The organism is Rhodococcus sp. HNM0563 (assembly GCF_012726195.1).
GTDB lineage: Bacteria > Actinomycetota > Actinomycetes > Mycobacteriales > Mycobacteriaceae > Rhodococcus.
Genome location: NZ_JAASAF010000004.1, coordinates 220262 through 243039 on the forward strand (window position 1 = coordinate 220262; position 22778 = coordinate 243039).

25 protein-coding genes, 1 tRNA gene and 1 riboswitch are annotated in these 22778 nt (G+C 65.7%); of the genes, 15 read left to right on the plus strand and 11 right to left on the minus strand.

What is annotated here, in order from left to right; genetic code table 11:
• The first annotated feature begins 1 nt into the window (after position 1).
• The 4 genes from HCA61_RS10850 (at position 2) to HCA61_RS10865 (ending at position 3829) form a co-directional block, all read left to right on the plus strand.
• Positions 2-1213, plus strand: coding sequence for an MCE family protein (locus HCA61_RS10850; RefSeq protein WP_240959176.1), 1212 nt, complete (start codon positions 2-4; stop codon positions 1211-1213).
• The gene (locus HCA61_RS10855) at positions 1210-2625 is read left to right on the plus strand and encodes an MlaD family protein (RefSeq protein WP_169688198.1); all 1416 of its coding nucleotides are present in this window, start codon (positions 1210-1212) and stop codon (positions 2623-2625) included. Before HCA61_RS10850 ends, HCA61_RS10855 begins: the two co-directional genes overlap by 4 nt.
• Positions 2625-3242 (plus strand): hypothetical protein, encoded by a 618-nt coding sequence (locus HCA61_RS10860; protein WP_240959128.1) that lies wholly within the window; start codon positions 2625-2627, stop codon positions 3240-3242. The genes HCA61_RS10855 and HCA61_RS10860 overlap by 1 nt, the downstream gene beginning before the upstream one ends.
• A gap of 113 nt (positions 3243-3355) precedes the next feature.
• Positions 3356-3829, plus strand: coding sequence for a twin-arginine translocation pathway signal (locus HCA61_RS10865; protein ID WP_240959177.1), 474 nt, complete (start codon positions 3356-3358; stop codon positions 3827-3829).
• A 9-nt stretch (positions 3830-3838) separates the two neighbouring features.
• Here HCA61_RS10865 and HCA61_RS10870 read toward each other — a convergent pair whose 3' ends face one another.
• Positions 3839-5344 (minus strand): trehalose-6-phosphate synthase, encoded by a 1506-nt coding sequence (locus HCA61_RS10870; protein ID WP_346777543.1) that lies wholly within the window; start codon positions 5342-5344, stop codon positions 3839-3841.
• Positions 5345-5375: 31 nt separating this feature from the next.
• The gene (locus tag HCA61_RS10875) at positions 5376-5543 is read right to left on the minus strand and encodes a hypothetical protein (RefSeq protein ID WP_169688201.1); all 168 of its coding nucleotides are present in this window, start codon (positions 5541-5543) and stop codon (positions 5376-5378) included.
• A 203-nt stretch (positions 5544-5746) separates the two neighbouring features.
• On the opposite strand from HCA61_RS10875, the gene HCA61_RS10880 reads away from it, so the two are divergent.
• The 3 genes from HCA61_RS10880 to HCA61_RS10890 all read left to right on the plus strand — a co-directional run bounded on the left by HCA61_RS10880 (position 5747) and on the right by HCA61_RS10890 (position 8406).
• Complete coding sequence (locus tag HCA61_RS10880; protein ID WP_169688202.1) at positions 5747-6547, plus strand: alpha/beta hydrolase; 801 nt, start codon at positions 5747-5749, stop codon at positions 6545-6547.
• Between the two features lie 234 nt (positions 6548-6781).
• Positions 6782-8170, plus strand: a complete 1389-nt coding sequence (locus HCA61_RS10885; protein ID WP_169688203.1) for a SidA/IucD/PvdA family monooxygenase — start codon at positions 6782-6784, stop codon at positions 8168-8170.
• Positions 8167-8406, plus strand: a complete 240-nt coding sequence (locus HCA61_RS10890) for an MbtH family protein (RefSeq protein WP_169688204.1) — start codon at positions 8167-8169, stop codon at positions 8404-8406. Before HCA61_RS10885 ends, HCA61_RS10890 begins: the two co-directional genes overlap by 4 nt.
• A gap of 8 nt (positions 8407-8414) precedes the next feature.
• Here HCA61_RS10890 and HCA61_RS10895 read toward each other — a convergent pair whose 3' ends face one another.
• Positions 8415-10037: a threonine/serine exporter family protein gene (locus HCA61_RS10895; protein WP_169688205.1), complete on the minus strand. Its 1623-nt coding sequence runs from the start codon at positions 10035-10037 to the stop codon at positions 8415-8417.
• A 122-nt stretch (positions 10038-10159) separates the two neighbouring features.
• On the opposite strand from HCA61_RS10895, the gene HCA61_RS10900 reads away from it, so the two are divergent.
• A tRNA-Thr gene (locus tag HCA61_RS10900) sits at positions 10160-10231 on the plus strand.
• A 771-nt stretch (positions 10232-11002) separates the two neighbouring features.
• On the opposite strand, the gene HCA61_RS10905 is transcribed toward HCA61_RS10900, so the two are convergent.
• A complete protein-coding gene (locus HCA61_RS10905) occupies positions 11003-11881 on the minus strand; it encodes a replication protein (protein WP_169688206.1) in 879 nt (292 codons plus the stop codon).
• Between the two features lie 317 nt (positions 11882-12198).
• On the opposite strand from HCA61_RS10905, the gene HCA61_RS10910 reads away from it, so the two are divergent.
• A complete protein-coding gene (locus HCA61_RS10910) occupies positions 12199-12822 on the plus strand; it encodes a YdcF family protein (protein ID WP_169688207.1) in 624 nt (207 codons plus the stop codon).
• A 9-nt stretch (positions 12823-12831) separates the two neighbouring features.
• Here HCA61_RS10910 and HCA61_RS10915 read toward each other — a convergent pair whose 3' ends face one another.
• Together HCA61_RS10915 and HCA61_RS10920 are read right to left on the minus strand one after the other, a co-directional pair.
• Entirely contained in the window at positions 12832-13077 is a 246-nt protein-coding gene (locus tag HCA61_RS10915; protein ID WP_169688208.1) for a hypothetical protein, read from the minus strand.
• Positions 13078-13143: 66 nt separating this feature from the next.
• On the minus strand, positions 13144-13617 hold the full coding sequence (locus HCA61_RS10920; RefSeq protein WP_169688209.1) for a general stress protein: 474 nt from the start codon (positions 13615-13617) through the stop codon (positions 13144-13146).
• Positions 13618-13756: 139 nt separating this feature from the next.
• Here HCA61_RS10920 and HCA61_RS10925 point away from each other — a divergent pair, with 139 nt between their 5' ends.
• Both HCA61_RS10925 and HCA61_RS10930 read left to right on the plus strand, forming a co-directional pair.
• On the plus strand, positions 13757-14368 hold the full coding sequence (locus tag HCA61_RS10925) for a TetR/AcrR family transcriptional regulator (RefSeq protein ID WP_240959129.1): 612 nt from the start codon (positions 13757-13759) through the stop codon (positions 14366-14368).
• Complete coding sequence (locus HCA61_RS10930; protein WP_346777544.1) at positions 14355-15239, plus strand: ribokinase; 885 nt, start codon at positions 14355-14357, stop codon at positions 15237-15239. Before HCA61_RS10925 ends, HCA61_RS10930 begins: the two co-directional genes overlap by 14 nt.
• Positions 15240-15267: 28 nt before the next feature.
• On the opposite strand, the gene HCA61_RS10935 is transcribed toward HCA61_RS10930, so the two are convergent.
• Positions 15268-16098, minus strand: coding sequence for an ABC transporter (locus HCA61_RS10935; protein ID WP_169688211.1), 831 nt, complete (start codon positions 16096-16098; stop codon positions 15268-15270).
• Between the two features lie 42 nt (positions 16099-16140).
• The gene (locus tag HCA61_RS10940; RefSeq protein ID WP_169688212.1) at positions 16141-16455 is read right to left on the minus strand and encodes a multidrug efflux SMR transporter; all 315 of its coding nucleotides are present in this window, start codon (positions 16453-16455) and stop codon (positions 16141-16143) included.
• Positions 16456-16465: 10 nt separating this feature from the next.
• Positions 16466-16531: riboswitch (guanidine-III (ykkC-III) riboswitch) on the minus strand.
• A 127-nt stretch (positions 16532-16658) separates the two neighbouring features.
• Here HCA61_RS10940 and HCA61_RS10945 point away from each other — a divergent pair.
• From HCA61_RS10945 to HCA61_RS10955, 3 genes are all read left to right on the plus strand, one after another.
• Complete coding sequence (locus HCA61_RS10945; RefSeq protein ID WP_169688213.1) at positions 16659-17363, plus strand: response regulator transcription factor; 705 nt, start codon at positions 16659-16661, stop codon at positions 17361-17363.
• On the plus strand, positions 17360-18787 hold the full coding sequence (locus HCA61_RS10950) for a HAMP domain-containing sensor histidine kinase (protein WP_169688214.1): 1428 nt from the start codon (positions 17360-17362) through the stop codon (positions 18785-18787). Before HCA61_RS10945 ends, HCA61_RS10950 begins: the two co-directional genes overlap by 4 nt.
• Positions 18788-18851: 64 nt before the next feature.
• Complete coding sequence (locus tag HCA61_RS10955; protein WP_240959131.1) at positions 18852-19973, plus strand: alpha/beta fold hydrolase; 1122 nt, start codon at positions 18852-18854, stop codon at positions 19971-19973.
• 9 nt (positions 19974-19982) lie between these two features.
• Here the strand turns inward: HCA61_RS10955 and HCA61_RS10960 are convergent, their stop codons facing one another.
• Genes HCA61_RS10960 through HCA61_RS10970 form a run of 3 tightly spaced genes read right to left on the minus strand, consistent with a single transcriptional unit; the run spans position 19983 to position 22009 of the window.
• A complete protein-coding gene (locus HCA61_RS10960; RefSeq protein ID WP_169688215.1) occupies positions 19983-20408 on the minus strand; it encodes an HIT family protein in 426 nt (141 codons plus the stop codon).
• Between the two features lie 18 nt (positions 20409-20426).
• Positions 20427-20912: a helix-turn-helix domain-containing protein gene (locus HCA61_RS10965; protein ID WP_169688216.1), complete on the minus strand. Its 486-nt coding sequence runs from the start codon at positions 20910-20912 to the stop codon at positions 20427-20429.
• Positions 20909-22009 carry a serine hydrolase gene (locus tag HCA61_RS10970; protein WP_169688217.1) on the minus strand — a complete coding sequence of 367 codons (1101 nt, stop codon included), beginning with the start codon at positions 22007-22009 and terminating at the stop codon, positions 20909-20911. Before HCA61_RS10970 ends, HCA61_RS10965 begins: the two co-directional genes overlap by 4 nt.
• 102 nt (positions 22010-22111) lie before the next feature.
• Here HCA61_RS10970 and HCA61_RS10975 point away from each other — a divergent pair, with 102 nt between their 5' ends.
• Positions 22112-22777 (plus strand): nucleoside/nucleotide kinase family protein, encoded by a 666-nt coding sequence (locus tag HCA61_RS10975; RefSeq protein WP_169688218.1) that lies wholly within the window; start codon positions 22112-22114, stop codon positions 22775-22777.
• The last annotated feature ends 1 nt before the right edge of the window (position 22778 follow it).

Sequence of the window (22778 nt, forward strand, 5' to 3'; positions counted from 1 at the left end):
AATGCGGAGCGCAGCCGCGCGATTCGTCGCAGCTGCAACGACGGTGGTCGCGGCAGCCACGTTGTCCGGCTGCGAGTGGAACGGGCTCAATTCGGTCCCGATGCCCGGTGCTGCGGGCCGTGGCGAGGACTCGTATCAGGTTCAGATACGGATGCCGAACGTCACTACTCTGACGCAGAATTCGCCGGTCCGGATCGACGACGTCACGGTCGGTTCCATCGAGAACATCGAGGTCGAGAACTGGCAAGCGCTGGTGACGGTGTCGCTCGAGGGCGACGTCGAGTTGCCTGCCAACGCGACCGCTCGTATCGGGCAGACGTCGCTGCTCGGATCGCAACATCTCGAGCTCGCGGCACCGACCACCGAACCTCCCGAAGGTCGGCTCGAGCCGGGTGACATCATCCCGGTCGAGCGTGCGGGTGCGTACCCCACGACGGAACAGACCCTGTCCTCACTGTCCGTCGTGCTCAATGGCGGTGGCCTTGCACAGATCAACGACATCACCACAGAGCTCAATGCGGCTCTCGTGGGTCGTGAGGATTCGATTCGCGATCTGCTACCGCGCCTCGACGAGCTCGTCTCCACACTCGACACGCAACGCGAGGACATCGTGTCGGCGCTCGAGGGGATGGATCGTCTCGCGTCCACGGTGAACAATCAGAACGAAACGCTCGTCCGAGCGTTGGAGGAGCTTCCCCCGGCTCTCGCCGTGCTCACCGACCAACGACAGAACCTCACATCGGCCATCACCTCGCTCGGCGAGCTGAGCACCACCGCGAGCCGGCTCGTCGAGAACAGTGGTGATGATCTGAAGACCAATCTGCAGGCGCTGTCTCCGACGCTGCGTGCACTCGCAGATTCAGGCAGTGCATTGACCGAGGTGCTCGGTGTGCTCTTGACCTATCCGTTCCCGCAGGCGGGCATCGACCAAATCATCCGTGGCGACTACGCGAATCTTGCAATGACGATCGATCTGACTCTCGACCGGCTCGACCTGAACTTCCTGACCGGAACTCCACTCGCCGGGCGACTGGCCGGGCCCGAAGGCATCCTCGGTACGGATGCCGGTCTCGCGGCGCAGGCTGTTGATCCGTTCCAGGCGCCGTTGGCGCCGCCCCCGCCCGCGCCACCTGCCCCGGAAGGAACAGTGACGATCCCGGGAATCGGCGAGATCAAGATTCCAGGGCTGCCATGGGAGGTGCCTGCGCCATGATGCTCACCAGGTTCGTCCGCATCCAGCTCTCGATTTTCGCGGTGCTCACCGTGATCGGGTTGGTGGTCATGTCGCTCGTGTATGTGCGGCTGCCCCAGCTGGTAGGTATCGGTCAGTACAACGTCACCGTCGAATTGGCCTCCACGGGTGGTCTCTATCCGCATTCGAACGTGACGTACCGCGGAAACACCGTCGGCACGGTCACGAGCGTGACCTTGTCGCCGGTGGGTGTCGACGCGGTATTGTCCATCGATTCCGGGCAGAAGATTCCGGCCGACGTCGACGCAGCGGTACGCAGTGTTTCCGCGGTCGGTGAGCAGTACGTCGATCTTGTGCCGCATGAGAATTCGTCGTCGGACGAACATCTCGGCGACGGCGATGTGATTCCGCTCGATCGCACGACGGTGCCCCAGGAGGTCGGGGCACTGCTCGATCAGGCGGATGTCCTGCTCGCCAGCATCTCCGACACGCGATTGCAGACCGTTGTCGACGAGGCCTTCGACGCGTTCAACGGGACCGGGCCCGAGTTGCAGCAACTGATCGACTCGACGCGCCTGTTCGTGCAGGAAGCGTCGGCGAACTCCGGCGAAACTCGCCGCCTCCTGGACGAGATCGGGCCTCTGCTGGATACCCAGGTGGTCACGAGTGAGTCGATCCGCTCGTGGACCCGCGATATGGTGACCTTCACCGATCGTCTCCGCGAGAGTGATCCGGATCTGCGGGCACTCATGGAGAAGGGGCCCGCGGCTGCCGCGGAGGCGGAGACCCTTCTGCAGGAACTGCGTCCGACATTGCCGCTGCTGCTCGCCAATCTGGTGAGCGTCGGTGAGGTCGGGGTGATCTACAACGCGGGTATCGAGCAGATTCTGGTGCTGTACCCGCCGATGACGACCGCTCTGATCACCGCCGCAGGCGGCGGGCCTGCGGAGGACGGCGCGGTTGTCGACTTCCATCTGCAATTGCACGACCCGCCGCCGTGCCTGTCCGGGTTCCTTCCGCCCGACCAGTGGCGCAGCCCGGCGGACACCTCGATGGTGGACACTCCGGACAACATCTTCTGTCAACTGCCGCAATCGGATCCGAATGCAGTACGTGGTGCGCGGAATGTACCGTGCATGGAGTACCCCGGCCGGCGAGCGCCGACCCCCGAGATGTGCCGCACGGGCTACACGCCGGGCTACTCGGACAACCCGTGGCGGGGCGCCCCCACGCCGGTGCAGTCGGAGAACAGCATGCCGACCCCCGCGTCGTATTCCGAGGGTGACGCCGACGCGGCGCCCGCAGGCGTGACCGCGCGCAGGGTCGATCCGGAAACCGGCACGTACATTGGACCGGACGGCACTGTGTTCCGGCACACCGACCTCGGAGATGGGACGAGTTTGGAAACCTATATGAAGGCACAACAGGGCTGATGGCGGACGAGAAAGAGAACCCCGACGCGGGCAGCGACGATGCGAGCAAGGTCGACCTGAGCAAAGCCGGGTCCACCACGGCTGAGCAGAGCAATGACAGTGGGTCCGACAAGCGTCCGGACTCCGTTGCGGCCCCCCGGTGGGCGAGACTCGTCACGGTCGTCGCATCGGTACTGGTCGTCGGGCTCATCGCTGCGGGAGCGTGGTTGCTGTTCGAACGACAGTCCGCGGCCGACCGCAACGACCGTCGCGAGGAATATCTGCAGGCTGCGCGACAGACCGTGCTCAACCTGACGAACATCCAGGCCGACACCGCCGACGCCGACGTCAAGCGACTCATGGAGGGCGCAACCGGCGACTTCAAGGCCGAGTTCGAAGGTCGTGAAGGGCCGTTCGTCGAGGTCGTGCAGCAGGCGGGCGTCACCACCACGGGTGAAGTGCTCGAGGCAGGCATCCAGAACGAGGACGGTTCGTGCACGGCTTCGCTGGTCGCGTCCCGCGCGATGGTGAGCAACGCAGAACAGTCCGAACCGGAGCCTCGCGATTTTCGCCTCCGCGTCACGGTCTGTGACGAGGACGGTCGCTTGCTGGCGTCGAAGGTGGAGTTCGTGCCGTGAGCGATGATCAGAAGGAGGAACCCGTGACGGCTGTCGACACGGATGTCGAGAACGATGCGGATGCCGGGAACACCGCACCGGCAGCGAACGATACCGAGTCGTCGACGTCGCGGCTGCCGCTCATCGCAGGTGCACTCGGTGTGGTGGTACTGGTCTTCGCGGTCCTCGTCGGTTGGCTCGGGTACGGCAAGATCCAGGACAGCGCGGCCGAATCGGCCAGATCCGAGGCCGTGGCTGCGGCGGAAGAACAGTCGGTCGCGATGCTCGCCTACGACTTCGAGAACGTCGACGAGCAGGCGGCTGCCGCGGCCGAGGGACTCACCGGCGACTTCCGGGACGAGTACATGAACCTGATGCAGAACATCATCGCGCCCGGCGCCAAAGAGAAGTCGATCAGCGTGCAGGTGAGTGTGCAGGCCTCCTCGGTGGTGTCGGCCGACGCCGATCATGCAGTGACGCTGCTGTTCCTCAACCAGATCACCACCAGCTCCGAGAACCCGGAAGCCGTGAGCAGCGGGAGCCGGGTACGTGTGGAACTCGAGAACCAGGACGGGCGCTGGCTCGTGAACCGGTTGACGCCCATCTAGGACGGGCGGTCAGGTCGGTTCGTCGGTCTCCGCGGGGGCGACCAGCGCGGGACCGGCGGCCCCCTGGTGGGCGAGTGCGTCGAGGAACGCGCGCGCCCACCGATCCACGTCGTGGGTCAGAACCTGACGGCGGAGGGCTCTCATCCGTTTGCGGCCTTCCTCGCGGGTCTGCGTCAGCGCGGCCTCGAGCTTGTCCTTGACGTCCTCGAGGTCGTGCGGGTTGCACTGGTAGGCCTGTTTCAATTCCTCTGCAGCGCCGGTGAATTCGCTGAGAACGAGTGCTCCACCGAGGTCGCTGCGACAAGCGACGTATTCCTTGGCGACGAGGTTCATGCCGTCGCGGAGAGGGGTGACGAGCATTGCGTCGGCTGCGACGAAGAACGCGATCAGGTCTTCGCGGGGCACCGGGCGGTGAATGTAATGCACGACCGGGCGACCGACCTCGGCGTATTCGCCGTTGATGCGACTGACGACCATCTCGATCTCGCCGCGCATCTGCACATACGATTCGACTCGTTCACGGCTCGGTGTCGCGAGCTGAACCATCACCGTTTCGGTGGGGTCGACGCGGCCTTCGGCGATGAGTTCTCGAAGGGCATCGAGGCGAATATCGATTCCCTTGGTGTAATCGAGCCGGTCGACGCCGAGCAGCACTTTGGCCGGGTTGCCGAGTTCCTTGCGGATTGCCTTGGCGCGGGCGCGGATCGATTTGCTTCGGGACTGTTCGTCCAGAGCTCCCGACGCGATGGAGATCGGGAACGCTCCCACCCGGACGGTGCGGAAACCGACCTGCACCACACCGAGTTTGGAACGCACACCGACCGTCCCGCGGGACGTCTGATGCCCGGCCAGCCGGCGGGCGAGATACAGGAAGTTCGTTGCACCGCCCGCGAGATGGAACCCGATGAGATCGGCGCCGAGAAGGCCTTCGACGATCTCGGTGCGCCACGGCATCTGCATGAACAGCTCGACCGGTGGGAACGGGATGTGGAGAAAGAATCCGATGGTGAGATCAGGCCGCAGCATTCGGAGCATCTTCGGGACCAGCTGGAGCTGGTAGTCCTGGATCCATACCGTCGCGCCGTGCGCGGAGGCTTTCGCCGTTGCTTCGGCGAATCGCCGATTCACCTCTACGTAGGCGTTCCACCACTCGCGCCGGTACTCGGGGCGCACGATCACATCGTGGTAGAGCGGCCACAAGGTGGCGTTGGAGAAGCCTTCGTAGTAGTCGGCTATCTCGTCGGCGCTGAGCGGGACGGGATGCAGGACCATGTCGTCTTCGACGATGGGGTCGATGTCTGCATCCGCAACACCGGCCCAGCCCACCCAGGCGCCGCGGTTACTGCGCAGGATCGGCTCCAGCGCGGTGACGAGACCACCCGGACTGCGCTTCCAGCGGGTGGAGCCGTCCGGGAGCCGTTCGAGGTCGACCGGGAGGCGGTTCGCGACGACCACGAAGTCCGATTCGGTGAACGTGTCGGAATCTTCGCGCGGTTCCGCCTCGCCGGTCGTCACATTGTGTCCTCTCCGCCTACGGTTCGTTGGTTCAGTTCTTGTCGAGCGGGCCGATGCCGAGCATCGACAGGAGCATGCGGCACTCGTCCGCATCCTCGGCGTATGCGGCGACGACGCGCTGCGCCTGGCGTGCGGTTTCGTCGGCGAGGGGTTCGATCTCCTCGTCCACGATGTCTTTCGCCGTGGGTTCCGCGGCCATGATTGTCCTCCCGGGGTGACTGCTGTGAGCAGGCGCTCTACCTGACTCTATGAGAATCGGACGCATCGACGCCACCCGCCTTCCGCTGGATCGAGTCAGGTGCGTGGAGGCGTGGGGCGACGAGCCATCACGGTACGGTGTAGCGGGGGTTGCGCCACGTGTCGAGATGTGGCGCTGTTCGCTATTCGCCGAGGAAGGTTTTCATGCCCATCGCCACCATCAACGGAATCCCACTGAATTACCAGGTCAAGGGTTCCGGCGACCTGGTCGTCCTGATCATGGGGACCGGTAGCCCGGGCCGCGTGTGGGATCTGCATCAGGTTCCCGCTCTGGTGAAGGAGGGATATCGCGTCGCGACGTTCGACAATCGCGGCATCGCGCCGTCGGGGGAGAGTCTCGGTGGTATCACCATCGAGGACATGGTCAAGGACACCGCAGGCCTGATCGAGTTGCTCGGCGGCCCGGCGCACGTCGTCGGAACGTCCATGGGTTCGCGCGTAGCGCAGGAACTCGCGCTTGCCCGGCCGGATCTGGTGCGGAAGGCCGTGTTCCTCGCAGGGCATGCTCGGATGGACCGTTTCCAGATCACGCTGACCGAGGGAGAACGTCAGCTGTACGACAGCGGAGTGGAACTGCCCGCGAAGTACCAGGCCGCGCTCACCGCGGTGATGAACCTGTCGCCTGCGTCGCTGGCCGACGAGAACACTGCCCGCGACTGGCTCGACGTATTCGAGTTCAGCGGTGGTCGTGCCTCGCCCGGTGTGCGGGCTCAGCTCGGGATGGACCGTGAGTTCGACCGCCGTGCCGCCTACCGGTCGGTGCGGGTGCCGTGCCTGTCGGTCGGATTCGCCGACGACCGGATGATTCCGTCATACCTGACGCGTGAGGTCGCCGATGCGATCCCGAACGCCCGGTACGAGGAGGTCCCGGACGCCGGTCACTACGGATACCTCGAACGACCCGAAGCTGTGAACAAACTGCTGCTGGACTTCCTGGCCGACTAGCGCAAGCGACCCGGACCGTGTGGTGCGAGCGCGGCGGAATCCCTGTGGGGTTCCGCCGCGCTCGTGCTTTTTCGGGTGTTTCGGACAGGCCGTGGGCGTGTCCGAAACGAGGGTCCCCATAGGGGGCACTTCGCTTGGTACGCTCGCCGAACCAAGGTTAGCCTGAGCTATGTTCAGGGGTGTTGAGGCGAGCCGGCTGCGGGCAGCATTGCCCCCGACTACGGAAGTTGAGTGATGATCGACCGATCAAGTACATTCACCGGTCAATCGGAGGTGCAGGGCGACCCGCACGGGGAAGTCTTCGACCTCGTCGGCATCGGTTTCGGTCCCGCGAATCTGGCGTTGGCCATTGCGATCGAGGAACACAACGAAAGCTCTCCGGGCGACGAGGTTCGCGCGTGTTTCTTCGAGCGTCGTACCGAGTTCGCGTGGCATCCCGGAATGCTCCTCGAAGGCTCGACCATGCAGATCGCGTTCCCCAAGGATCTCGTCACCTTCCGTAATCCGACCAGCAGCTACAGCTTCTTCTCCTACCTTCACGAGCACGGCCGGTTGGTCGACTTCGTCAATCATCAGACGTTCTTCCCCACCCGGCTCGAATTCCAGGACTACCTCCAGTGGGCCGCGCGACGGGTCGGAACCGAGGTTCGCTACGACGCCGACATCGTGGCCGTCGAGCCGCTGCACAACGCGCGCGGAAGCGCCGACCTGTTCACGGTCCGCGCTGCAGACGGCAGTGTCGTGCACGCTCGGACCGTCGTGATGGGTGTCGGTCTCCGGGCTCGCGTTCCTTCCTGGGCAACCGAGTCGTCACGCTGCTTCCACAACCACGACTTCCTGTTCCACCTCGAAGAGATGCCCTCTCCCGTCCACCAGCGGTTCGTCGTCGTCGGTGCCGGTCAGAGCGCTGCCGAGGTGGTGCAGTACCTCCACGCCAACTATCCGCAGGCAGAGGTCCACAACGTCTTCGGCCGCTTCGGCTACAGCCCCGCCGACGACAGCCCGTACGCCAACCGGATCTTCGACCCCGAGGTGGTCGACGAACTGCACTCGGCTCCGCTCGAGGAACGCGAACGGCTCCTCGCGCTGCACAAGGGCACCAACTATGCGGTCGTGGCCCCCGAACTGATCGAAGCGCTGTACGCAGCCGAATACCGCGAGAGGGTGCGTGGGCCGCGCCGTCTGTTCATGCGCCGCGCATCCGAGGTACTCGCCACCACGGAGACCTCCACGGGCATCGAAGTGGAGATTCGTAACAGTCTGGACGACTCGTCCGACACATTGGAGTGCGACGCCGTTGTCCTTGCGACCGGCTTCGAGCCGACATCGCTCGGTTCGATGCTCGGAGACCTCGCGTGGAATACCCCGGTGCCGCCGGTGGCACGCGACTATCGTCTGGAGCTGCCGGCCGAGATCGCGGCCGACGTGTACCTGCTGGGAGGGACGGAGAAGACTCACGGTTTGACTGCGTCGCTACTGTCGAACGCGGCCGTTCGTGCAGGAGAGGTCCTCTCTTCGGTCCTCGAACGCCGACTGAGGGGGCAATCGGTGGAGCGGGCGGAGATCGGCGAGCTTGATAGAATACCGAGCCAGCACACCTACGCAACAAGTGAGGCGAGATGAGCACGAATCCATTTGACGACGAAGACGGCCGCTTCTACGTTCTCGTGAACGACGAGGAGCAGTACTCGCTGTGGCCGACCTTCGCCGAGGTCCCGCAGGGGTGGCGGGTGGTATTCGGCGAAGAGTCGCGCGCTGCGTGCGTCGAGTACGTCGAGCAGAACTGGACCGACATGCGTCCCAAGAGCCTGCGCGACGCAATGGAGGCCGACGAGAAGGCCCGCGAGGGTAGCTCCTAGAGACTTTTCTACATCCGACGAGAGTCACGCAGCCGACGAAAACGCTGGGTGACTCTCGTCTTTTGTGCGGGTATCGGCGCAGTGGTGGAGATCGGTGACGTCGGAAGTGGACCGGTGCCTTCGATGATGGGTAGGGACCCGGTGCCGTCGATGACCGGAATCGGCCCGGTCGTCGCGGTGGCGCTGGGACGATCTTCTGCTTCCTCCATCGCGGTCCGCGAACCGGTCCGGCGCATCTGCGGTCGGCGCAACCCGCTCGCTGCGGCCCCGAGGAGAACGCGGGGATGCCGCGTCGTCCGGGCGAGCCACTCACCGAGCGTCACGCCTGCGGCGAGAGCGCATCCAATTCCGAACGCCGAGAACAGCGCTGTCATGCCGGTGGTCACCTCGTTGCGCAGCATTGCGTACAGACCCCGATACAGAGCCAGGCCCGGCAGAAGGGGAGTGATACCGGCAACGGCAACGACGAGCGGCGGGATCAGCGCGCGGCGGGCCATCAAACCACCCGCGAAGCCGATCACCGTCGCGGCGATCGCGGACGACACGATCGGCCCGAGGCTCAGCCCCAGCGACAACTGATAGACGAGGGCGCCTGCCGCGCCGGCGAGCGCGGCCACCGTCAGGGCCCGGCGCTCCGCGTAACAGGCCAGCGCGTAGAACAATGCAGCCGCCGCACCCGCAGTGACCTTCGTCGGCAGCTGTGTCAGATCGGGCAGCGGGGCATAGGTGATCAGGGGAAGTTCGGCCCCGAACACCTCGGCGATGCGCAGCGTCGTTGCCACACCGGCGATAATCCCGCCGGTCATCATCAGCAATTCGAAGAACCGCGCCGACGCAGTGATCGGCGCGCCCGTGATGGCGTCCTGCACCGAACCCACCAGAGAGAGTCCGGACAGCAGCACGGTGACCCCCGCCGCGATGATCAGCCCAGGCGAAATATCGATACCGAGTGCTTCGCGGAATCCGTACAACGTGATGGCCGGCGCAGTGGCGATGATGCCGCCGGCGACGTGCTGGAAGAAGAACGGCAACCCTGCACCGTTGAGGAATCGGTTGGCGCGGTCGATCACGAACGTCGATGCGAAGGCCACCAAGGCAACGAGGAACCCACCGCCGAGCAACACGGAGATCGCAGCGGCCATGCCCGACCACGCGACCGTTGCAACCCAGCGGTTGTAGGGGTGGGGCGCGCTGGTGAGCGCCATGAGTTCCTCATGGGCCTGCGCAGGCGAGATGGCGTCGCGTCGGATTCTCCGGGTGAGACGATCGACCGCTGCCAGTCGAGTGAAGTCCATCGATCGGTACTGCACCACGCGCATCGTGCTGGCCGGGGGCATCGTCTGCCCGCGATACGCCGACAGCACGATCGAGTTGTAGGTGACGTCGACATCGCACTGGGCCAGACCGTAGGTGGCGGCGACGAACCGTACCTGCTCGGAGGTGTCGATCGCGCCGGTGCCCGCCGCAAGCAGGACTTCCCCCACACGAACTGCGACGTCCAGCGCCTCGGCGACCACTGCGTCGTCCGTCAGGTCGATCGGCTGGAGCGGCGCGGGTGCGGCGGTGACCGCGTCGATGGTCGCGCGGCGCTTGCCGAAGATCAGATTGGCGGCGCCATTGAGGAAGTTCACCGGCAACCGTCACCTACGAATCCGTGGCAGTCAGGGGTGAAACGCATGAGACCCACGGTAGCCAAACGGACCGGGTGTGCGCGGCGAGTGTGACGCACTATATGATGGGCGGCGCTCGAGATGCCTCCTTAGCTCAGTGGTAGAGCACTCGCCTTGTAAGCGAGCGGTCGTCAGTTCAATCCTGACAGGGGGCTCCGGTAACGGGACTCTGACCAGCCAAAACGGCGGTCAGGGTCCCGTTCTTTGCCCGGACCGGGAATTCACATTCATCTACTCGCCTCTGCGTCGAGGATGTCGTTCTCCTCGAACCACCACGACGATGTGCCTCACCGGTACTTGATGCGGCGAACTTCACGTTCGACGAGCGGATGACTGCCGCCGCGCGGGCCGAACCGAAAGTTCGGGAACCGGAACCCGTTGGCGACTCGAGTGACGACCGGCGGGGTGTACTCGAACGGGCCCGCCGACGTCGGGTGGTGGTCGGCGGAGGGGACGAGGGCTCCGGAGATTACGCTGCATTCCGCACTGGGTTGCGCGCTATTGCGGGCTCTGGCAGCGTAGATGGCGCCCAGGGCAGTAGCCTCTGGTGAAGTGAACCCGGCAGCCTTCCGGACGGTTGGTGAGCCGGGTTTCGCGTATCTACCGCACCGTCACGATCTGGTGGTTGGCGCCGTGTCGCTGCAACAGGCGCCGAGTGATGCGACGGTGGCCCGCCGCGGCGCCGCTCGCTCTTTGCGACGTTAGGCGACCCGGGGGCGGCCGATGCCCTTGATCGGACCGGTGGCTGGAACCGCCGTCGGCGACGGCTTCGCTGAGTCATGGCCGATGCTGAGTCCGGATTGACGCATATGGCCTTTTGGCGACCTCGTCAAACCAATGTCGCGCGGTTGGCGCCCTCGCTGCTGGCCGGCGTCTCGGATAGGGCGTATTCGACCGCAGCGGTGTGGTACCGAGTCCGTCGCGCATCACGCAGCACGTCGGCACTCGCAGCGGCCGACGATCTCGTATTCGTCGTCCTCGACCCACCCGTTCACACACTTGCGACAGGAACTCGATCGAGTCAGCGAACGGTGGACCGGAAGGGACCTCCACAGCCGGATCCAGCCGTGGACGTGCATTGTCGGGTTCTCGGGCCGGTGTGCGCGGGTGGCCGCCGCGACAAGCGCGTCGATGCCGTGAAGTTCGATCAGCGTGGCGATTTCGCGCCTCTGTTCGGGTTTGATGCGCGCGTACGACGCGGGCAGGCCCGCAGCGAGAGTCGCCGCTTCGAGCGTGGTGAAAAGTGTGTGGGATTCGTCGACGACCGCGCGAGTCTTCCTGGCGAGAAAGTCTGCCGCTGACAAAAGCGACGTGGAGGTTGCTGCGTCGTCTCCGGTCGATTCGATCGTCCGCGCGGCGTCGTTGTCGGTTTCGGTCCTTGGAGATCCGTCCTTTGTGAGAGCGCCCGGTTCTCCGTCGGTCGCTTTACCGGAATCCGATTTCCTGGGCTTCGGAACGGGAGGCGGGGGCGTGGCGGTCTGGGGCTCTTCGTAGACGGTCTGGATGGTGGACCACCGGCCACGCTCGTCCTGGATTTTCTCGCGGACGAGGTAGCCGTGTTCGGCGAGTTCGCGCATCGCGGTGCGGATCGCTTCGCGGCCTTCGCGTGGAGACTGCCGGGCGATGGCGTCGGAGCGAATACTCCAGTCGTGGGGCTTGGACAGAAGCCAGATCAGCACTGCGCGTGCACGGAAACTGAGGCGCTCATCGTTGATGAGGGCGTTGGAAAGGATGGTGAAGTTGTCGGCCAGACGTGGCCCACGACGGATACCACCCGAACTGGGAACATGGGTATGCTCGGTCACTGTTCGACTCCTGTACTAGTCGGACAACCGCCCGTCGCGAGGGCCTAATCTCGCGGCGGGCCTTTTCATTTGTGGTCGAAACTCTGGCACATGCGGTTCGGGTTTGTCCACGCCTCTGACGAGCGCCGCGCTTTCGATCTCGTTGTGCGGTGGCGCCCGCCAACGAGCAGGCGTGCCACGTTGTCGGGGGTCCTCAAATCTTCTTGCGGGTGTGGTGACAGGTCCCGATCGCGCGGGTGCCATGCCCACCTGGCCCACTGGATGTGGCACAGTGCGGCCCATCCGGAATCCGACCGCTCCTTGGAAGGTGGACGTGTATGAGTGGTGTGCGACGGACAGTGCTCGCGGCGACAGTGGCAGCGACGGCCACGCTCGGACTTTCGACAGGGCAGGCAGCTGCAACACCTTCGGTGGACACAATCGTCAACGGAATACTGTCGGTCACTCCGCTCTGTCAGGGCACGATCGACGAGTTGATCATCGCGTGCACCGAGCTGGAGAACCTGACCCCGCGTTTTCCGGTGATGCTCGACATGAATCCGATCGGTACCCATCTCGTGGTTCTCGGGGCAGGGCTGACCGAGGACGGCAAGATCCGGCCTGTGCTCGCGCAACGACTCGAAGCGGCTCTCCGCGCGGCGGAGCGCTATCCGGAGTCACCCGTCGTCGTCACCGGGGGAGTGCCTCGCAACGGCATCACCGAGGCCGGTGCCATGAAGGAGTGGCTGGTGTCGCGGGGTGTTCCGCCGGAGCGGATCATCGAGGAATCCGAGTCGACTTCCACGGTGGAGAACGCGCGATTCACCAACGATGTCCTGCTCGAGCGTCGCGCAACGGGCGCTGTGCTGGTGACCAACAGGGATCACCTCGAGCGCGCAATGATCAATTTCCGTCAGGCCGTCGATGCCAGGATTCCTGTGGCAGGGATTGTCGCGGCCTGAGTGCGGGGATCAGACAGGAGCGATCTCCAGGTCGTCGTCGTCGACGAATACGAGACGCCCGTTGTCGAGCGCGACCGCCCACCTGCGGATCGGTGCCCAGTCGCGTCCGAGGTCTGCGCCCACTACCTGCTGGGAACTGCCGTAATCCTCCACGATCTTGCCGGGTGTCGATCTCGCTTCGGCAACCCCGGCTCTGACGATCACGGCAGTACCCACCGACAACTTCGGCGATGAATTCGACGTCGGATCGGCCATATCCGGATGATGCCATCTCGAGGCAGACTTGTCGGGGCGAAAGAGCGTACTCGAGCGGCGAGGAATTCACCGCAGTGCGAGTTTCTCCCGTGCTTCGGTAGCGAAATCCTGCTCGACCATCAGGTCGTATCGGCTCGCCTCGATGCTCTTGCGGGAGATGAAGTCGCGCCTGCCGCCTGTGCTGTAGTGGGCGACGAAGCCGAGTGCGCCGCCCCATAGGGCTCCGAGCGCGATGCCGACGAGGATGGGTCCGGCGACGGTGCTCGCCGGAAGGAAAACGGCGAGCAGGAGTCCGAACAGCAGGCCTGTCCATACGCCGACGCCTGCGCCGTTGGCGGTCGAGCGCGCCGTGGTCATCCGTCCTTCTACCTGTTCGACGGTGGTGACGCCCTGGCCCACGACCCTCAGGTACTCGACGGCGAAGCCTTCGTCGGAGAGATGGTCGATCGCGCGTTCTACTGCGTCGTATGTGCGGTAGCTCTCGAGAAGCGTCTCCGAATCGAAGTTGTATGCGGAAGTGGGTGCGTAGATCTCTGTCATGCGCAGCTCCTGAAATCTGAAAAATTGGCAAAACGATACGCTCAGCGTAGCGTATCGTTTCGTAGTGTTTGATTTCGGGGGGTGTTCTTCCGCAAACTCGATGCACTGGCGGGGAACACTCGCCCTAGAAGGGATGGACATGGTTGTCGATGCCGACGTGGTACCCGCGTCCGTATCGCCGCGACGTTCCGCCAAGTCGCGTGCCGGGACGGACGCGAGAATTCTGGGTGCGGTGCTCGCGATCCTGCGCGAGCACGGACCGAACCGGGTCACCGTGGAGTCCGTCGCGGCGTTGTCCGGTGTCGCGAAGACCACCATCTATCGTCGGTACGCCAACCGCGACGAACTGCTGGATGCCGCACTCGATTCGCAGTCCGCGGCGCCGCGCATACCCGACGGCCTCTGCATGTACGACCGGGTGAAGTGGACCCTCGATCTGCTTCGCGTCGCGCTCTCGAGCGACATCGGTATGGGTAGCGTCAGCGCGGTCCTCACCGACGCAGACCCGGATTTGACCGAATCGTTCCGCGACATCATCAACAGTCGCAGCCAAGTCGCGGCCGAAGTGCTCCGTGCCGCTGTCGATGCAGGTGCCCTCCGCGCGGATCTCGATATCGACACCGCGGTGTCCACGCTCGTCGGTTCGTACCTCGGCGCCTACCTGCGGCACGGCCGGGTCGACGAGACCTGGGCCGACGACGTAGTGCACATGGTGTGCCCGGGACTGGAACCGGGCAGTGCCGTCGGCTGACATCGAGGCAGCGAACCGCTGCGTCGTGGCTGTCGTCGGTTCCCTGAACCTCGACCTGACCGCGCTCGTGACGCGTGCCCCGGAGGACGGGGAGACGGTGCTGGGCCGGAGTCTGTCGACCTACCCGGGCGGAAAGGGCGCCAACCAGGCGATCGGAGCGGCCGAGGTGGCGTCGACCGCGATCGTCGGGGCGGTCGGAAACGACGACGCCGCGGACACTCTGCGAGATGCCCAGCGCCGCGCGGGTGTCGACACGCGTCACCTGACCGAACTCGATGCCGCGACAGGGCGCGCGATCGTCGTTCTCGCCGAGGACGGGAGCAACAGAATCATCGTGATCGGCGGTGCGAACGGACTCCTCGACCCGGCCTACGTCACCGAAGCGCTCGATGAGCTGGATCCGGCTGTCGTCCTCACCCAGCTCGAACTCCCACCATCGGTGACGCACGCTGTGGCGTCATGGGCCCGTGCTCGACAGCGCAGGTTCGTGCTCAACCCCAGCCCCACCGCTCCGGTCGCCCCCGAAATACTCCAGGTGGCCGACCCGCTCGTCGTCAACGAACACGAGGCCGCGTACTACGCGAACACCGAGCCGGGCACCGACATCGATGCCACGGTCGGGCGTTTGCTCCAGCGGGTTCCCGCAGTCGTGGTGACGCGGGGCGGCGACGACATCGTGATCGGCACGAACGACGGCGTCGAGCACATCGAGGTTCCTCGCGTCGCCGTAGTCGACACGACCGGTGCCGGCGACCATTTCGCAGGCACCCTCGCGGCCCTGCTCGGCACCGGTGTGTCGTTGCGTGATGCAGTGGTGCGGGCCGGTGCCGACGCGGCAGCGCTGGTCGCGACGCGGCGAGAGGATCGCTGAGGCTCTCGATACGTCGGATCGTTCCTGGTCAGGGAGGCGGGAGGATCTCGCCCTTACTGCTGCGCAACCAACGGCCCGGGAGTTTGCCCGCGAGGTCGCCGAGCGGGCCCACCGCGCCGCGCAGCAGCTCGACTGTTTCCTGCAGAGTGTCGACACTCTCGTTCATTCGGACTATGCCCGGAGTCAAGCTTGCGAGGGTCTCCGACAGCGACACGATCTGATCGAGGGGGCCGCCTTCGACGAGTAGGCGTTCGAGGGCGCCGCGCTCGGAGAGCAGCACGTCGAGCGTGCCGCCTTCGGCGAGTGCGCGTTCCACGACTCCGCCGGGCCGGAGCGCAGTATCGACCAGGCCGCCCGGCGTGGTGAGTCGCTCGACTGCGCCGTCCTGCGCCAGTAGTCGTTCGAGCGGGCCGTCGGGCGCTGTGATGCGGTCGAGGAGCCCGCCCTCCGACAGGAGCCTGTCGAGGGCTCCGTCGTCGGCGAGAACCCGGTCGAGTGGGCCACCGGGAACGGTCAACCGGTCGAGCGCTCCTCCTGGTTCGAGGATGCGTTCGAGTGGGCCGCCGGGGGCAGTGAGCCGATCAACCGGACCACCGGTCGCGAGGAGCCGGTCGAGTGGGCCGCCGGGGCGGAGGGCCTGCCCGAGACCGCGATCATCTGCGGTCAACCGCGACACCTGCTGCAGTAACCCGATCGAGTCTCGGGTGTCGTTCAGCCCGATCGCGCCCAGCGCCGAATAGGTCGCCGGCGACACCGCAATACGTATCGTGCCGATGACCGTTTCGGCGACGAGCAGCGCGGAATCTGCCGCCGCCAGGCCGACTCGCAACGGTGCCGCCAACACGGACCCCAAATTCATGAATTCACTGTAACCGGAGACACACAGAAATCAGCCCGGCGATCAGTGCAGGACTTTCAGCCCCACCACACATGCGACGATCCCGGCGATCAACAGGATCTTCACGACGGACGCGGTCTCGGTACCGCTGACCATCGCGTACCCCACGGTCAACGCGGCGCCGATACCGACCCATATCGCATAGGACGTGCCGATCGGGAGAGTGCGCATGGCGTAGGCCAGGCCGGCCATACTCAGCGTCAGCGCAACGAGGAAGACGATGCTGGGAGCCAGCCGGGTGAAACCCGCTGCTTTACCCAGAGCGGTGGCCCACACGGCCTCGAGAACACCGGACAACACAAGGACGATCCATGCCATGATGACAACTCCTGCACCGTCTTGTCGCTGGCCGGGTACGGTGCGCTCGTCCGGGAGACCGAGATGCGGTCACCATCGCTCCAGGTTAGGAACGCCCGTCGACGGCGGCAAGGGCCTGGTGGGCCATCTCACCGCATCCGTTCCCAGGAAGCTCACAGCGAACGCCCAGCGGGACTCGAGGGGCGGGCGCGACAATCGTCCGCGTGACCGATAATCCCGAGGCCCGCATTCTGGTCGTCGACGACGAGCCGACGATCGTCGAACTCCTGTCGGTGAGCCTGAAGTTCCAGGGGTTCGAGGTCGAGACGGCTTCGAGTGGCGCCGAAGGTCTCGACAGGGCCCGCCGCTTCCGTCCGGACGCGATGATTCTCGACGTCATGATGCCCGGCATGGACGGGTTCGGGATGCTGCGGCGCCTGCGCGCGGACGGCATCGACGCCCCGGTCCTCTTTCTCACCGCGAAGGATGCCGTCGAGGACAAAGTCTCGGGGCTGACACTCGGCGCCGACGATTACGTGACCAAGCCGTTCAGCCTCGAAGAGGTCATCGCACGGTTGCGCACGATTCTCCGGCGCGCAGGGAAAGTGTCGGAGTCCGAGCGCTCGGGGCGCGTCCGGTTCGCCGACATCGAACTCGACGACGACACCCACGAGGTGTTCAAGGCCGGGCAGCCGGTCTCGCTGTCTCCCACCGAGTTCACACTTCTGCGCTATTTCGTGGTCAACGCAGGCACGGTGCTGAGCAAGCCACGGATCCTGGAACACGTGTGGAACTACGACTTCGGGGGAGAGGTGGGGGTGGTGGAGTCGTACGTGTCGTACCTGCGGCGCAAGGTCGACACCGGTGACGTTCCCCTGATCCATACCCTGCGGGGAGTGGGTTACGTGATGCGTGAGCCCAGGGCGTGAACTCGCGTTCGCTCCCGCGACTGCATGCTGTTCCGCTGCGGCTGAAGCTGGTTGCGGCGCTGGTCCTGCTCGCGGGATTGGGGTTGCTGGCATCGGGCTTCGCTGTCACCTCGGCGTTCGAGACGTCGATGATCTCCCGCGTCGACCGGGATCTGCACGATGCCGGGCAGACCTGGGCGAAGCCGCTGGGGTTTCTTCCTCCACCGCGGCAGGCTGCGGACCCGGGACGTCCGCCGAGTCCGTTCTACGTCTATCTCACCGACGCCGACGGCAACGTTCGGCTGCTGATCAACGACCAGCCCGAGTCTCCCGAGCTGCCTCCGGTACCCGAAGCGGGACTGAGCACGGTGGGCTCGGCCGACGGGTCGGGTGTCGAGTGGAGGGTCCTGACGACCGATGATCGGGACGGAGGCACCACCACGGTCGCATTGACCTTGTCGGAGACCGAGGACCTCGTCGACCGACTCGTCGTTCTGCAACTGGTGATCGGCGGTGTCGTGCTCGTTCTTCTCGGCATCGCCGGATACTTCGCAATCCGGCACAGTCTGCGCCCGCTGCAGGAGGTCGAGCGTACGGCGGCTGCGATCGCGGCCGGCGACCTGAACGAGCGCGTCCCCGAAACGGATCCGAGGACCGAGGTGGGCGGGCTCTCCGTCGCACTCAACACGATGCTCGCCAGGATTCAGGAGGCATTCACCGCGACCGCCGCGTCGGAGGAGTCTGCTCGCCGGTCGGAAGATCGGATGCGCCGCTTCATCGCCGACGCGAGCCATGAACTGCGCACGCCCCTCACCACGATCCGGGGATTCGCCGAGCTCTACAAGCAGGGTGCGAGCGACGACACCGACATGGTGATGACGCGCATCGAAAGCGAATCCCGTCGTATGGGCGTCCTCGTAGAAGACCTGCTGATGCTGGCACGGCTCGACGCGCAACGACCGCTCGAACGCAAGCCCGTGGATCTGCTCGCGATCGCTGCCGACGCCGTGCACGGAGCGAGGGTCGTCGCGCCGGACCGCACCATCGACCTCGCGGTCGTGGACGGGCCCGGCACACCGGAGGTGCTGGGCGATGATGTCCGGTTGCGCCAGGTCCTCGGGAACCTCGTGACCAACGCATTGACCCACACGCCGTCCGACGCAGCGGTGACGGTCCGCGTGGGTACGGTCGGCGCCGATGCCGTGCTGGAGGTAGCCGACACCGGACCCGGATTGTCGGAAGTCGACAGGGAGCGCGTGTTCGAGCGTTTCTATCGCACCGACAGTTCTCGTTCACGCACCGGCGGCATCGGGGGCGGCAGTGGTCTGGGACTGTCCATCGTCGCCGCGCTGGTCGCCGCGCACGGCGGGACGGTCGACGTCGACAGCATCCCCGGCCGGGGGTCGACGTTCCGCGTGCGAATGCCACGCCTGCACCCGGAGTGACATCCCGCCCTCCTCTAGACTGCGTTTCGCATCATGCCGATTCGCAGGGCAGGTAGGGAGCCAGATGGGGATCGCGGATTTCGTGTCGAAGGCCGCCCACAACGCGTGGTCGTTGTTCGTGGCGGACGGTGTCGCCGAGCCGCACCGGACGCCGTCGGTCGTGGTCGGCGACGGCCCCCACCGGACGCTGCGCCGCTTCGGCCCCGAGGACGGCGGCGACCCCGTGCTGCTCGTGACGCCGCTCGCGGCGTCGCCGACCTGCTTCGACCTGATGCCCGAGCAGAGTCTCGCCGCGCACCTCGTCGGGCTCGGCCGCAGCGTCTTCCTCATCGAGTACGGGGAGATCACCGACGACGATCGTGACCTCGGACTCGAATTCTGGATCGACGACGTGCTTCCCGAAGCGATTCATCGCGTTGCGGAACTGTCGGGCGGACGCAACGTCGACCTCGTCGCGTGGAGCATCGCGGGAAGCCTTGCGCTACTGACTGCTGCGGCCCACCCGGAATTACCGGTTCGCTCGATCACCACGTTCGGGACACCCATCGACTACGCGAAGATTCCGCTGATGGCCCTTCCCCGGTTGGCAGGTAGGTATCTCGCAGAACCGGCGCTCGATGTCGCCGACCATCTGTTCGGTGGGATTCCTGCACCGCTGGTGCGGATTGCCTACCGCGTCACCGCGTTCGAGCGCGAGGTGAGGCGGCCGTGGTTCGTCGCCGCCAATATCGCCGACCGCGACAAGCTCGCGCGTATGGAACGCGTCGACCGGTTCCAGAACGAGATCGAAGGCTACGCGGGTCGGGCATTCCGTCAGCTCGCGGTGAAGGTGACCGTGGGCAACGAACTGACGACGGGACGGCTCGAGCTCGGCGGTCGCGTCGTCGAACTCGCCGATGTCGACGTGCCGGTGCTGGCGTTCGGCGGCACCGACGACGTTCTCGCTCCGATCCCGTCGGTCGAGCCGGTCACGTCGGTTCTCACCGGGTCGCCGAGGGTGCGGTGCGTTCGTGTTCCGGGTACCCACCTCGGGATTCTCGCGGGAACGACGGCCCCCGCCACGTCGTGGGTGGAGCTGGCCGCGTTTCTGGACAACCCGCTCGGCGACGATCCGCACGGCGCGGGAGCAGCGCCCGCGGCGGCCGGTGTGTCGGTGTCGACAGCGTCGCAGCCGCGGGCGCACTGAGGCGTAGCTTCAGTCGGGGACGTGTTCTGCGTGCCCCTGCTCGCGCAACGCTGCCCGGATCCTGTCGCGGGCCCGGTCGAGCGACTCGGCCGACGGATCCTTCTCGGCCTGCGAGAAATCGAAGTCGCCGAGCGTGTGCGCCGGGAAGACGTGCAAGTGCAGGTGGGGGACCTCGAGACCGGCGATCACCAGCCCGGCGCGCGGCGCTTCGTACGCTGCGCACACTGCGCGTCCGACGATCCGGGCGACACGGTTGACCTTGTCCCATAGGTCGTCGTCGATCTCCTGCCAGTGATCCACTTCCTGTCGCGGAACGACGAGGACGTGCCCCTCGGTGAGCGGATTGATGGTGAGGAACGAGACGACATCGTCGTCCTCCCACACGAAACGGCCGGGTAGGTCACCGGAAATGATCATGCTGAACACGGAAGCCATACCGGCACAATAGGCCGATCACAGCTGCTCGGCGACATCGGCCGCAGCGAGTGAGAGGACAAGCAGGGGGACGACCTTCGCAGGTGGGATGTGATAACGGTTACGGGACTGCTGTTCGACGATGTGGGCGGCCGACAGTGTCCGCAGATGGTGGTAGAGACGGCCGGGGGACGACAGGGCCGTCGCCTCTTGCAGTTCGCTTGCAGTGGCAGGACCTCGCAGGAGGGTCCGCACGATCGCGAGCCGGTCGGGGCTGCCGAGCGCGTCGAGGACCGCTGCGATCGCGGACCCATCGAGATCGAGGGTGGCGGCAGCGTCGTATTCGATGGTCCACGACACGTTGCCGGACAACGACACGGCGCCTTGGTAGCCGATGCTGCCCGCTGCGCCCGGTGATTCCGAGACCGGGTTCTCCTCGGGCGCGGCGCTGTTCTCGAGGAGTCGGATGCGCCGTTCGAGGTCGGCGATGCGGTCCTCGTGGCTGCCGGTCGGGCGGTCGTTCACACAGCGCACCGTATCCGATCGAAGATCTCGGGCTCGGTCATCGCCGCGAACATCAGACCTTGGTGCGCGAAGCTTCCGCGCGCAGCCGTGTAGTCGGCTTCCGTCATGTTCGACGTCAGTATCACTGCGGTCGCGACGGTGCCGTCGGCCAGCCGCAGACTCATTGCTTCGGTGAGTATCCCGGGCAGACTTCCGCCCTTGAATCCGAGACCTTCGGTGCCGGGAGGTGCGGGTTGCCATTCCAGATGCTCGCGGGCGATGTCTGCTCCGCTCCCGAACGACCCGTCGGCGATCGCCCGATGGATGCCCGCGAGTTGCTCGGCTGTGCCCGCATTGTCGTCGCGTTGAATCCGGTCCATTTCGCCGTACGGATCATCGGGTAACACGTCGGGTTGTTGCAGGAGCTTGTGGATCTCGGCGCGGAAGCCCGGGTCGTTCGCGTAGTGCTGCGCGGTGTCCCACAGGTCGGCGTCGGTGTCTTCCGGTGCGATGAACCCGAGCGTATTGCCGAGCATGGTGGGCGGTGCGAAATCGTGCCAGCCGCCTTGCTCGGCTGCTGCGGTCAGTGCGTCGTCGCCGAGTCGGTCGCGCAGGTAGTCGGGTGCGGCGTTGTCGCTCTCCTGGATCATCGCGGTCACCAGGTCGTCGAGAGCGACCGTGCCCTCGGCGGTGACACCGAGGCGTTGCATGGCGGCGGGGTGTGCGCCGCCGTCCGTATCCGGGAGGTACCAGCGTTCCCATTCGGCCACCGGGATCTGTTCGGCGGGGTCGAGAGTGCCGTCTGCGACGGCTTGCGCGTACGCGGCAAGGTGGACGACCTTGACTGCCGACGCGAGTGGTTGTGGGTCGTCGGCGCGGTGTGCGACGACGTTCCCGTGTCCGTCGTCGATGACGAGACCTACGGAGTCGGGGTGTTCGGCGAGGTAGCCGATCCAGCCTTCGGGGCTCGTCACGTCTGCGGCGGGAGGCGGGCCGCAATCGACGGCCGGCGAGGTTGCGGTGCCGGTTGCGGTGGCGTCGTCGGGCGGTGAGTCGGTGCACGCCGTGAGTGTCAGGGCGGTCGTGACGGCAACTGCAGCGAGGACCTTCGTCGACATCGGTACTCCGTAAGTTCGGAAATTCGGAATTACGAATTTACGATATGCGTGGCACGGACATGTGTCCAGCCCGCCGACCGGGTCGGTCGTATCGTCACCGTCATGGACGGGTCCGGATCTGCACGTGTCGGTACGCAACATGCGCTGATCGCCGAGCTTGTCACCGAGGTCCTGGCCCCACTACCCGCGCACCGCCGGACGGTCGTCGGGCTGTGCGGTCCGCCCGGCTCAGGCAAGAGCCGCGCGGCCGGACTGCTCGTCGGTGCGCTCACCCGCGCCGGAATCGAGACGGGGTTGGCGCCGATGGACGGCTTTCATCTGTCGAATGCCCAGCTCGATGCCCGCGGTGCCCGTGGACGCAAGGGGGCACCCGACACGTTCGACGTGGCGGGATTCCGCGAGCTGCTGCAGCGCGTGCGAGTGCGCCGGGACGAGACCGTGTACGCCCCCGGTTTCTCGCGCAGACTCGACGACCCGGTTGCGGCGGTGCATGCCATCGAACGGTCTGCGCGAGTCGTGGTCACCGAAGGGAACTACCTGTTGTTCGACGCCGGTGGCTGGCAGGAAATCCGTCCACTTCTGGATCTCGTGATCTACCTGGACGTGCCGGCGGAGACGCTGACTCCGCGCCTCGTTCGACGGCACCGCGTAGGTGGTCGTGCGCGATCGCAGGCCCGCGACTGGGTTCATGAAGTCGATCTGCCCAACGCCACCGCCGTCGCCCGCACCCGTGGCCGTGCCGATCTCGTGTGGAGCCCGGTCCCGTAGT

What these genes read in the sequence shown, in the direction of transcription:
- HCA61_RS10885 (WP_169688203.1), top strand. Translation starts at nt 6,782, where the DNA reads ATGATCGACCGATCAAGTACATTCACCGGTCAATCGGAGGTGCAGGGC.
- HCA61_RS10960 (WP_169688215.1), bottom strand. Translation starts at nt 20,408, where the DNA reads ATGGCTTCCGTGTTCAGCATGATCATTTCCGGTGACCTACCCGGCCGT.
- HCA61_RS10925 (WP_240959129.1), top strand. Translation starts at nt 13,757, where the DNA reads ATGGTTGTCGATGCCGACGTGGTACCCGCGTCCGTATCGCCGCGACGT.
- HCA61_RS10940 (WP_169688212.1), bottom strand. Translation starts at nt 16,455, where the DNA reads ATGGCATGGATCGTCCTTGTGTTGTCCGGTGTTCTCGAGGCCGTGTGG.
- HCA61_RS10920 (WP_169688209.1), bottom strand. Translation starts at nt 13,617, where the DNA reads ATGACAGAGATCTACGCACCCACTTCCGCATACAACTTCGATTCGGAG.
- HCA61_RS10935 (WP_169688211.1), bottom strand. Translation starts at nt 16,098, where the DNA reads ATGAATTTGGGGTCCGTGTTGGCGGCACCGTTGCGAGTCGGCCTGGCG.
- HCA61_RS10915 (WP_169688208.1), bottom strand. Translation starts at nt 13,077, where the DNA reads ATGGCCGATCCGACGTCGAATTCATCGCCGAAGTTGTCGGTGGGTACT.
- HCA61_RS10875 (WP_169688201.1), bottom strand. Translation starts at nt 5,543, where the DNA reads ATGGCCGCGGAACCCACGGCGAAAGACATCGTGGACGAGGAGATCGAA.
- HCA61_RS10880 (WP_169688202.1), top strand. Translation starts at nt 5,747, where the DNA reads ATGCCCATCGCCACCATCAACGGAATCCCACTGAATTACCAGGTCAAG.
- HCA61_RS10955 (WP_240959131.1), top strand. Translation starts at nt 18,852, where the DNA reads ATGGGGATCGCGGATTTCGTGTCGAAGGCCGCCCACAACGCGTGGTCG.
- HCA61_RS10860 (WP_240959128.1), top strand. Translation starts at nt 2,625, where the DNA reads ATGGCGGACGAGAAAGAGAACCCCGACGCGGGCAGCGACGATGCGAGC.
- HCA61_RS10970 (WP_169688217.1), bottom strand. Translation starts at nt 22,009, where the DNA reads ATGTCGACGAAGGTCCTCGCTGCAGTTGCCGTCACGACCGCCCTGACA.
- HCA61_RS10850 (WP_240959176.1), top strand. Translation starts at nt 2, where the DNA reads ATGCGGAGCGCAGCCGCGCGATTCGTCGCAGCTGCAACGACGGTGGTC.
- HCA61_RS10975 (WP_169688218.1), top strand. Translation starts at nt 22,112, where the DNA reads ATGGACGGGTCCGGATCTGCACGTGTCGGTACGCAACATGCGCTGATC.
- HCA61_RS10855 (WP_169688198.1), top strand. Translation starts at nt 1,210, where the DNA reads ATGATGCTCACCAGGTTCGTCCGCATCCAGCTCTCGATTTTCGCGGTG.
- HCA61_RS10890 (WP_169688204.1), top strand. Translation starts at nt 8,167, where the DNA reads ATGAGCACGAATCCATTTGACGACGAAGACGGCCGCTTCTACGTTCTC.
- HCA61_RS10910 (WP_169688207.1), top strand. Translation starts at nt 12,199, where the DNA reads ATGAGTGGTGTGCGACGGACAGTGCTCGCGGCGACAGTGGCAGCGACG.